Annotated in this window: 4 protein-coding genes; 1 reads left to right on the forward strand and 3 read right to left on the reverse strand. The window is 59.3% G+C overall.

Going from position 1 to position 6,021, the window contains the following annotated elements; translation table 11 throughout:
- Positions 1 to 180 precede the first annotated feature (180 nt).
- Positions 181 to 2,370, forward strand: coding sequence for a tetratricopeptide repeat protein (locus MAXJ12_RS08185; protein WP_139043825.1), 2,190 nt, complete (start codon positions 181 to 183; stop codon positions 2,368 to 2,370).
- On the opposite strand, the gene MAXJ12_RS34320 is transcribed toward MAXJ12_RS08185, so the two are convergent.
- The 3 genes from MAXJ12_RS34320 to MAXJ12_RS37555 form a co-directional block, all read right to left on the reverse strand.
- Positions 2,352 to 5,561: a hypothetical protein gene (locus MAXJ12_RS34320; protein WP_008835340.1), complete on the reverse strand. Its 3,210-nt coding sequence runs from the start codon at positions 5,559 to 5,561 to the stop codon at positions 2,352 to 2,354. The two genes, MAXJ12_RS08185 and MAXJ12_RS34320, sit on opposite strands and share 19 nt — an antisense overlap.
- Positions 5,562 to 5,840 carry a phage fiber-tail adaptor protein gene (locus MAXJ12_RS08195; protein ID WP_040585415.1) on the reverse strand — a complete coding sequence of 93 codons (279 nt, stop codon included), beginning with the start codon at positions 5,838 to 5,840 and terminating at the stop codon, positions 5,562 to 5,564.
- On the reverse strand, positions 5,840 to 6,021 hold a 182-nt coding region (locus MAXJ12_RS37555), incomplete at its 5' end, for a hypothetical protein (protein WP_008835342.1). The genes MAXJ12_RS08195 and MAXJ12_RS37555, both read right to left, overlap by 1 nt.

Raw genomic sequence — 6,021 nt, forward strand, 5'->3', positions numbered from 1 at the left:
CATTCAGATGCCGAGTATCGTCGGAAGCTATTGAACTCGTTGCGGGAAAACCCGCAGCGCGGCATTGGCGTACAACTGGACGCCGATAGCTGCCGAGTGCTTCTCGACTACATCATCGAACTACAATCGCGCGATCCGCGATCACACGACAACGTTGTCGTCTTCACAGCGGGGTAGATAGTGATCGAAGCGCAGGTTTTGACCAATTTGAAGACACTTTATCGACGCTCTTTTCCAGAGAACACCCGCCAACAGATCCGAAACACGATCAAATTTGTTCGCGGCACACGAGCCAACCCGAAAGCTCAGATCAACCGTAGGGTCACCACGAGCTTTCCAATGAAAAAGATGCTGTGGCGGTTGGCCAAGCGGTATTCGTTAATAAAGCGCCCGCCTACCCAGCCCATTAACAAACCGATCAAAAATTCCATTCCAGAGGTTATCCGACTAGCGGGCGAGCTTCATGCTGCGGGGCGACTTGAAGAGGCGCTGCTTCTCTCGACCGAGGCCGTACACCGCTCGCCAAAAAGCGGAAGCGCACTGCGCGTTCACGCGAGAATATTAATCGACATGGGCCGCCTCAACGAGGTGCCCGGGCTCTCCCGCGCCGAAGCTAAGGCGCTGGTCAAGATAGCGGCTAACGCTAAAATGACCTTAATAGCGGAAGCGAAAGAGCTTGCCGCAGCGTGGCGGCTCGGCGATGCTCTCGCAAAAGTCAACGCATCACTATCGATTGCCCCGTCGCAAGCGGCTTATCGGCTCCGTGCTACGATCCTTGCCCAAATGGGAGACAAAGTGCGGGCGGTTGAAGCGAACCGGGAACTGCTCGCTCTCAATCCTCTCGACATTGCTGGATATCGCCAGCTTAGGGCTCTCGGCGAGGAGCTCCCTCCGGTTTCGATGGAAATCGCGCTTGAGGCCGTGAACTGCATGGGCGGCACTTCAACGGCGTACCTGCGCGCTGCGGAGTGTTTATATTTCTTTGGGATATTCGACGCCGTTTTGCAGGTTTGCGAAATGGGCCTCGCAGTTGCCGAAGCCGAGAAGGAGGGCGAGCGGCGAGCAAAGACGCTTTACAACCTGCTACTGCACAAAGGGTACGCGCTTGAGGCCATGCACCGCCATGAGCAGGCTCTCAGTCTCTATCAGGCCATGTCCTCGGGCACCTTTGAAGAGCGCAGCGTTGTTCCCATCGCCAGATGTCTTCTGGAGTTGGGGCAGCCGGAGAAGGGCGAGGCGATATTGCGACGGGCGTATGTTGGCGGACCGGACCCGCAGCCATTTTCCCCGCTGACCATGGACCTTCTGCAGGCCAAGGGAGATATCCGCGAAGCTTATGCGCTCTACAGGAAGCGTCCTATCAGCTTGGCGTTGGCGAAGACGTTCAAAGCCGAGAAGCACCCGCTGGACCTTTACATCCTGTCAGAAGAATATCGGAACAAGAAGGCCCTGATATTGGCGGAGGGCGGTCCGGCTGACGAACTGCGGATGTGCTCGGTTTATGGGGAACTCGCCTCATGTTTCGACCATCTCACCATCACCTGCGAGCCGCGCCTGCAAAGCATCATGGAGAGGAATTTCCCTGATATAACTTTTCTCCCAACCGCACGGCACAGGCGCGAGATCGTCAAAGACATGAGCGACCGGAGCACGCTGACCGATGCGAGGCTGTTCCAACTCGTATCGGACCAAGTGATCATCGCGGCGAAAGACGCCAACCTCGTTTGCTCTCTGCTCGACACACTGGCTGATCTTCGTCCTGACCGAGAGGCGTTCCGGAGGACGAAGCGCGCGCCGCTGAAGCCGGACCCAGCGTTGAAGAAGCATTGGAAGGCCAGGACCAAAGTCGGCGGGAGGCCTAGTGTCGGTCTCTCCTGGCGTAGCATGCTGCAATCGGTTGCCCGCGACCGCCATTATTTGACGGTGAACGACCTCGCGCCGCTTGCTGACGTGGACGCCGATTTCTGGCTTTTCCAGCCCGGCGCCACACAGGAAGAGATCGAACACCTCCGCTCGTTTCTCACTCTCCACATCCCCGAAGACCTAGACCTAGTGAACGACATGGAGGGCCAGCTCGCCCTGGCTGCGAACCTGGACTACGTGATCTCCCCATTTGCCACAGCCGGTGAGCTAGCCGGCGCAGTCGGAACACCGACGTTTCTGGTCTCGACCTCAATATCCACTACATGGCGCCGAAACCCGGATGGATCGGACATTTGGCACGCCAAGACACAAATCGTCTGGGGTAATCCCATTCACGACCGGGTGAGCGCGATGCAGGTGGTCGCAGATCAGCTTAAAGTAACACCGGCAAGCCGAGGGAAAAAACGAATACCAACGTCGCACCCCGCTCAAGAAGCCGCGATATAGCTGAACGCAAGGATCAGCGTTCCGGACGCAACCACGTTGAAGTTGGTGGCCGCGCCGCCGCTCGCAATCGTGGACAATGCCATCTGCGATGTTGTGCCGATCCGGCCCTGCAGCTTGTTCAAATGCGTGATGTTTTCATACCAGACCTCGATCGCGCCTAGTGCGTCTGCAGACGCCAAGAAGGGCGGAAGGCTGATCCGTATCCCACCTGTTCCCGTGTGAGCCGACCAGGTGAGTTCGACGTGGCCTTTGACCAGCCGGCCGGTCTTTACCCACGAGCCTTTCTGCACCGAGTATGTCCCGACCCCCGCCGAAGTCGCGCCCGACAGCACAGGCACATAATCGGCGAACGCCACGCCGTCCTTGTACACGATCTTCGAGGCATCGCTGATAACCGGAGTCGTGACCGGCCGAAGAAGATGGATCGCACCATTGAGTGTTGGTGAGTTCAGGAAGCGAATATCGCTGGCGCCACCATTGAGAACCCCAAAACGCTTGAAATCATGCAGCGTGATGTTGTCAATCGTGCCCCCATCGAACAGGAAGCCATGGCGAGCACCAGCATCCATATCGCACTTGATCGTTGCCCAGGACGTCAGGCGGGTATAACCATCCTGACGGACAGGAGCGACGTCACCGACGTTGAGGTGACCCTTGACGGTCAGATCGCAGTTGCCCGCGTCGATGCCATAGTTGTGTCGCTCCAAAAGCGGATTGAGTTGGTCAAGCATCCCGTCGACTGTTAGCTGCACCGGCAGATCAGCCGAGACGCCACGAACGTCGATCACCGCTTCGTTTACGGGCATTGTCGTGGGGAGGATATTGACCAGCGCCGATCCGCCCTTGTTGTCGGTGATCGTCTCGTTATCGGCAAACGTTCCCGAAGGCGGGCGAAGCAGGAGAACGCCAGTCGTGCCGTTGTCGTAGACATGCAAGATTGTTGCCGTCGCAGCTGACGTTCCGCCAGTCAGCGTCGCGCCGACCGTGAAGGCCGCTGTCTGCGCATCGTAGGCGATACGAACGCCCGAGCCGCGCGAGATCACCCGTTTGACCTCGCAGGAAAGCTCGCTGTCCTGCGCGTTATTGAGCCAAGGCTCGAACCATGCCCGACGGCCGGAGCCCAAGGCCGCTTCGAAGCGGATCGCGTTCGTTACATTCTCTTCGTCCACGCCGTCGATAGAGACGTTGGAGCCCGACGTACGGATGCCGACACCGAAGATGTTCCGCAATGTTATGTCGATGACCTTCGCGCCCTCGAAGCGGAAGTTTCCTGCCTCGTTGAAGTCCAAACCATTACTGTCGTAGACGCCGTCGATCAGCAGTTTGGTGAACGTTCCGCCGTGGTGGACGATGTTCGTAGCCGACTTGATGTGATCGACGAACTGTGCACCCAGCATGAAGGATGCTGGCGAACAGTTGAAAGCGTTGAAGCTGGAATTTGAGAACAGCGCGAGCGGGTTGGAGCTGCGGCGCTTGGAGAAATACGTTCCGATGATCTGATAAACAATCGACGCGTCGTGCGACTGGACTTGTAGCGCCTCGCCCCAGTGCGACCAGATTTTACCGCCGAACACCTGGAACAGCCGAGCGCCGTCGATGATCACCTCAGCCGGCTTTGCTTCCAGCAGCCGACGCACATCTGCGCCTGAGTACCGATTGCCGCCGTTCTTGATCTCAAGGTCATTGAAGATGATCTTGTCGCCGCCAAGGAACTCGATCAGCGGTTCGCCGCTACCTGACGAAGATGTGCCATTGTCCTGCCCGTCGATCATGCCGTTGCTGACCGTGACATTCAGGCCAGCCTTGCCGCCTGTCAGTGTCGCGCCGGATACCGATGCGCCGGTTGAGGTTTCGGCCAGTGCAATTGTGTTGCCGTCAGCCCCTTCTTTCAGCGCCGTGACGATGACCTGATCGCCGACCTGCCTTGCCCGTGCCTTGGGGTTCACTCGCGCCGTCGAGAACAGCAGATTCCGGGAAATGCCGTGCGAGATCGCAGTGATGCCGCTCGTGCTGGTCAAGGTTTCGCCGTTAGAGGTGTTCACCGTCATATCGAGGACGAACATGATGCCGTCGGTAGAGCTGCCGCTTTCGTAGAAGACGGCTTCAATTCGGCTGACCGAACCAGAAGTTCCGCCGGTGATGTCCTCACCCTCGACGAACGCTCCCGACGCCCCAGTGAAGCTGATGAGCTTGAACCTGCCTTCGCCGTTTATGGCCGCAGCCAAAGCAAAGGCCGTAGCCTCTTTCGAGATTTCCGCGTTCTCACCCCGCCAGAACTCATTGAGCGCGGCAGGGTCGCCAGCGGTGGTGAGCGTGTAGGTAGTGTCACCAACGGTGAAAGTGTTCGTGTTCGTGGCGCCGCCCGTAAAGGTGAACGAGCCTGTAGCGTAGCCGCCACGCGTGCGGAAAATATTAGCAACGTTGTTCGGTACATCCGCTCCCTTGAACTCTCCGACGATCGCTCCGCCGCCGAGGTCGACGTGGATGCTGTCTGTCATATAGTCGTCGAGATAGATCCGCTTGAGCATGAACCGCTTCGATGCATCGCGGTTGACGAGCCTTCTGATCCCCTTCGCCTCTGCGGCTATCAGGCACCGCACGAAGGCTGCGGTATCATCCGTGCCGTCCCCGAGGCACCCGCCAGAGCGGATGTCGATCTCGCCCCCCGCGAACTCGAACCATGTGCCTACACTGTCCTGGAACTTCAGGCCATGGCTCGGCTCACTTCCCACTTTGGTGTAGAGCGCCGGCGCAAGCAGGGTGCCGTTCGCGAAGCGGTTGACTATGACCTGATCGAATCCGGAGAGATCAAGCGTCGCGCCACTGGTGCACGAGTTTATTCGGGGCGCGGATAGCGAGGCAGCAAGCGTGGTGAGGTTTGCCGAGGTGTTTTGCTTGGCGTCGAGCGCCGCTTTGGTCAGGCGGAGATCCACGCGCGCGCCTGCGCCAAGCGCCAGCGGGGAGGTGCCCTCCTGGCCCCTAGACACGTTGATGACAGATCCAGCGCGCGACGTGGCGCGCATGATTTCCATGGAGCCATCGCCGTCGACTACCGTCAGCGGAAACCACTCGTCGGCGCCTGGCGTCGGGAATAGGGCAGCATCGGCCGCATCCACCGTAAGCGATGTTGCGTCGTCTGCGATCGCGCCGGCAAGCGTCGAGGTGGCGTTATTGGCGACGAGCAAGCCCATTTAGTGGCAATCCCTGATGCGAAGGCGGAAACAGACTTCCTTGGTCAAGCCAAGTTCGGTCACGGCGGTTACGGTGATGGTGGCCTCGTCGAGATCGGCGCCGCCGGAGATCCAGACCTTGGCGATGGTGAGCGACACCTCAACCTCGTCGACAACGGCGGTGCTGCCGGCGACCGTTGCGGTAGCCGACAGCAGGCTGTCGCCGTCGCCGAGCCAGCGGTGGAAACGGATGTCGTAGGGCATCACGTCGCTGGGGGTTTTCGTGTACGTCCCGAGCATCAGAAAACCTCGTTGGCTGGGGTGCGCACGGTGGAAACGGGCTCGGGGCCGACGATCATGGCCGGCTGCGCCTCAACGACCATTTCGCGGGGCTCGCGCTCGAGGGTCATGAACTGCGCCGACTCGCGCAGGAAGCGGAGGACCAGACCGAGTTCCATGTCGAAGGAGATGCTGGGGGGGG

Origin of the sequence: Mesorhizobium alhagi CCNWXJ12-2, from assembly GCF_000236565.1 — a bacterium.
GTDB classification, from domain to species: domain Bacteria; phylum Pseudomonadota; class Alphaproteobacteria; order Rhizobiales; family Rhizobiaceae; genus Allomesorhizobium; species Allomesorhizobium alhagi.

What these genes read in the sequence shown, in the direction of transcription:
- MAXJ12_RS34320 (WP_008835340.1), bottom strand. Translation starts at nt 5,561, where the DNA reads ATGGGCTTGCTCGTCGCCAATAACGCCACCTCGACGCTTGCCGGCGCG.
- MAXJ12_RS08195 (WP_040585415.1), bottom strand. Translation starts at nt 5,840, where the DNA reads ATGCTCGGGACGTACACGAAAACCCCCAGCGACGTGATGCCCTACGAC.